The sequence below is a fragment of the Cryobacterium sp. RTC2.1 genome (genome assembly GCF_035018685.1).
Taxonomy (GTDB): domain Bacteria; phylum Actinomycetota; class Actinomycetes; order Actinomycetales; family Microbacteriaceae; genus Cryobacterium; species Cryobacterium glucosi.
On sequence record NZ_JASJXJ010000256.1, the window covers coordinates 1 to 2,502 of the forward strand.

A 2,502-nucleotide genomic window follows, 5' to 3' on the forward strand; every position below is an offset into this window, starting at 1 on the left:
CGCTTCTATGAGCGGAAGCGACCCGGAGTGGGGAATTTCAGTGAGCAGAACTGGGGAATTTCAGTGAGCGCCGTCATCATAACCCTAGAGATATAAAACGTCTCACGACTCCCGTTTCTCGCCTTCGCAGATCGACGGAATCTCGCCTGCAGCAATTCTCATGACTACGTCACACAACCTCCTGCTTGAATTGCAGTACTCACCGTTAGTTCTGAAACACTCGGGATCACCAGTTCCGACCTTGCCGTTCCCACCGCACACGCGTGTCCCGCACAGCCGGCATTCAGCCCACCCGCCTACCGTTGACGGCGGAGTCCCCCACTCCAACAAACGAGCCCCGGCACATTCCTCGCCTCCCCCAGGTGCAGGGAAGCCGGGGCTTTTTCGAGGCCACCGGCGCCCAGCCCGGCTGCGCGAAGACGCTCTCATGCACGCCGCGGCCGGGGAACAGCATCGTGTCGACGCTCGTTGAATAGTAGGCCGTTGGCGCTGACACATCGAATACACCGCGGCCTCCGACAACTCCGCGACGTCGTCCCAGCCGAGCCCGAGCCGCTCTGTTGCAGCGAGCACAGCCCGAATACTGTGCCGGGACATCCCCTGAGCAGACTCGATCGCCCGTCGCGACAAACCCTGATTTCGCTGCTGCAGGATCTGCTTCGCTTTGATCTTCCGTACCATTGCCGGTACTCCTTCCACCACGTGGCGCTCACATGGTGGGAGGAGCTTTTCAGGTGGTGCTCAACCACGCCGGCAGTGGGGCTGAACGATACGAATCACGCATCTGAACAGTGGGGCTCACCCGCACCACAGGTGGTGCCCAACGAAGCCAATATTCACTGGCGAACATAGCGCCCGTGATGTGATTCTCCTGAGCTCTCGGTCAACCTTACGAATTCGGTGAGAAGAGAGACGGAGGGAAGAGAAGAAAGCACTTCGCAGCCGGTGTCGCCGAATCGCCTCTACGTAGCGCGGAACTGAGATCGTGTCAGCGGAGATCCGAGCCCATTTCCTCCGCCGCTATCTCAGTGAAATCGTAACGCTGCTCTGGATGAGACGATCCTTCACTGGGAGGAGCCACTGTTCGAAAAGACGGCACGATCTCACACGGCGCCCGGGGTGAGGGAGGCGTGAGTTTGGGGTTCGCGGCGTTGCCAGTCCTGGGGCAGGGCGGCTTCGAGGGCGTCGTCGACGGTGATGATGCCGAGGATGTGGCCGCTTTCGTCGAGGACCGGGAGGGTGAGGAGGTTGAAGTCAGCCATGCGGGTGGTGACGTCGATGATGTCATCTTGTGGTGCGGCGTGAACGGGATCAGGGTCAGCGACTTCGCGGAGGGGACGGTGCGGGTCTGTTTGGAGGGCGCGGATGATACTGATCGCACCACGGAGTGTTCCGTCGTCGGCGGTGCTGTAAATGGTGGTGAGCGCTTCCGGTTGTTGAGTTGTCGAGGTGCGAATGAGATCAAGGGCGTCCTGGATGGTCGCGTGCTCCGCCAGAGCGAGGTATTCCACACCCATGAGGCCCCCTGCCGTTGCAGTGTGGTAGCCCAGCAGGGCCAGAACTTTGGTGTGTTGGGGTTCAGGGAGCAGAGCGAGGACTTCCCGGCGTCGCGCCTGGGGAAGGTCAGTGATGGCGTCGGCCGCGTCATCTGCCCGCATCCGGGTCAGGACAGAAGCGACGTCAGCAGTACTTCGGGATTTGAGGAGATGGGTGAGGCTGTCTTCGTCGAGTTCTTCAAAGACGTCTGCTTCGAATTCCGGGTCGTTGTGGACTTGAGTGAGGAGTTCGCTTTGCTCTTTAGCGTCTGCCGTTTCGATGAGGTCTGCAATTTGGGCTGCTTTGAGACGGCGTAATTTCCCAAACGGGGCGCGAACGAGGACCGAGGGTTCGTGGCCGATGAGGGCTTCAAAGGATTTCCAGTCCCGTGCCGGGTCGGTGGAGATGGTCTTCCGGGTGGACCACCAGTGGGTTTGGTGCACGTTCAATCCTGTGACAGCCCACGTGGCGGTGTCGGAGCTGAGATAAATGTCGTGAGCACGGACGAGGGAGGCCATGTGCACGTCGATGAGGCGGTGGCCCAGGACGTCAGCGTTGAGTAGGACCTCGCCCGGGCGGCGCTGGAATGCCCGCACGTTCAAGCGGGCTGTGGTGAGCTCGACTCGATTGGGTTCCAAGGCTCTGACGTCGGCGATCGGGACGTAGATGGTTTCGGAACCCACTTTGACCACGAGCGCGGTCACGAGGGGGTAGTCATCTCCCCTGAGGCGAACAATGACGTCAGCGAGTTTGGCAAGTTGTTTTCCTTGGCTGTCGACCACGGCATGGCGCAGGAGTTGGGAAAGACGGAGAGCGGATTTAGTTGTTGTTGGAACGGGAGAGTTAGACACAGTGGCTTCTTTCACGAACAAGGCTAGGTAGAGGTGGCACGTTGTCGGGGTGGTATTGAGAATATGGTGCTCGCGGCTAGTGGCCCAGTGCGAGCTGGATGACGCGGACCACGAC

1 protein-coding gene is annotated in these 2,502 nt (G+C 60.2%); it reads right to left on the bottom strand.

Annotated features, from left to right (window positions below; genetic code table 11):
- Positions 1-1,103 precede the first annotated feature (1,103 nt).
- The coding region (locus QN357_RS18565) for a magnesium transporter MgtE N-terminal domain-containing protein (RefSeq protein ID WP_323505347.1) at positions 1,104-2,502 on the bottom strand (1,399 nt) is incomplete at its 5' end.